The organism is Neorhizobium turbinariae (assembly GCF_023223505.1).
GTDB lineage: Bacteria > Pseudomonadota > Alphaproteobacteria > Rhizobiales > Rhizobiaceae > Neorhizobium > Neorhizobium turbinariae.
This window is the reverse complement of the sequence record NZ_JALPRY010000051.1, coordinates 1-1,617: the sequence shown is the minus strand read 5'-3', so window position 1 is coordinate 1,617 and position 1,617 is coordinate 1. Positions and strand designations below refer to the sequence as shown.

At 59.7% G+C, this 1,617-nt stretch carries 1 pseudogene; it reads right to left on the bottom strand.

Features of this window, described 5'->3' with window-relative positions:
* Nucleotides 1-159 precede the first annotated feature (159 nt).
* A pseudogene (locus tag M0654_RS22560) lies at nt 160-1,532 on the bottom strand (ISNCY family transposase).
* Nucleotides 1,533-1,617: the final 85 nt, after the last annotated feature.

The following is a 1,617-nucleotide window of genomic DNA, read 5'->3' as shown; positions in this document are numbered from 1 at the left end:
GTTGAAATGTCCGCCAGCCTGCAAAAAAGAAATGTCCGAGAAGTCGCCGCATGGGACGAGGACCAGCCGATCTGAGCGGCTGATCCCGGTTGCAAGATCAGATCGGGGCGGGTGAGAACCACCCCTCGGCTTTAGCTTTGAGGCTATTCGAACGAGCATTCACTCTGCGGCTTGCTGCCGCAACAGTGCCTTCTCATGTCGCGCGATGATCGCCGGATCGTTCATGTAATCTGTCCGGGGACCGGGTTTCCGGCCACGCGGTTTATAGCCAATCTTCTCGCTATTGGTCTTTACGTCCGGCTTCGACTGCTGATCCTGGCGTTCCTTGATATAGGCCAGAACATCACCCAGTCGCTTGTTCTCCGTGATCGCCGCATGCGTCACCCGCTGGTCCTTGTCGAACACCGTGTAGGGCAGGGAATACCCTTTCCAACGCACGTCCAGGCGACCGTCCGCATAGGCATAGGTCTCGACATAACGACCAACCAGCCCCCGCGTCACATCGGTCTCCTGCAGCATGATCCGCTTGCGCTCGAACGAAAACGCCAGCTGCGCTCCGACATAACGTTGCTCGCGCTTGCACAGGATCTCCGCCAATCGGTCCGGCCCCAGATTGATCGGCCGGTGCAAATCATCGGACCGGGCAGGGACCACCGCAAACCGCCTGTGTAATCCTCCATGAAGCCCGGCAAGAACGCATTGCCAGCCTCCATATCGTCGATGCCAGCCAGCCGCAGCTCCTTGACCAGCCGATCCTGCAGCGTCCGATTCATCTGCTCGACGCGGCCCTTGGCCTGGCTCGAATTTGCGCAAAGAATCTCGATGTTTAACTCGCAAAGTGCACGCCCGAACTGGGTCATGCCCTGGCCACCCCTGGCATCCTTCTTCGCCACCCGGAACACCGAATGCTTGTCCGAGTAAAAGGCGATCGGTGCGCCGTGACGCTGGAGATAGAGATCTAGCGCCTCGAAGTAGGTGAAGGCACTTTCCGAGCGCACGAAGCGCAATTGCATCAGCCTGCCAGTCGCATCATCGACAAACACCAACAGCGAGCATGGCGGTCCGCGATCCTCGAACCAGCGATGCTCCGACCCATCGATCTGCACCAGTTCGCCATAAGCTTCGCGGCGCAGACGCGGCGGATGAAACGTCCGACGCTGTTTGCGTGACAACCACAGTCCAGCCTCGGACATCCAACCGCGCACCGTCTCGCGCGACACGCGCAAACCATCGCGTTCAGCAAGCTTCTCCGTCGCCAAGGTCGGACCGAAATCCGCATAACGTTCGCGCACCAGCATCATCGCATAATCCCGAACGCCGTCGCTGATCCGGTTGTTCGATGGCCGGCCGATCGCCTTGTGCCGGATCGACGCCGCGCCGCCAGTCCGTATTCGCTCCAGAAGCCGGCGCACCTGGCGCTCGCTCACGTCAAGCACATGCGCCGCTGACACCGTCGTCATCCGTCCGCCGGCGACCTTCGATAAAACCTCGATCCGCCGCAGATCGCGCTCGCTCATCGCTATCAATCCCATCTGCAATCTCCCAGGCATCATTCAGACCCGGGGAGTGTGACATTCCAACTTTGCAGAAACAGGACATTCCAACTTTGCGGCTACA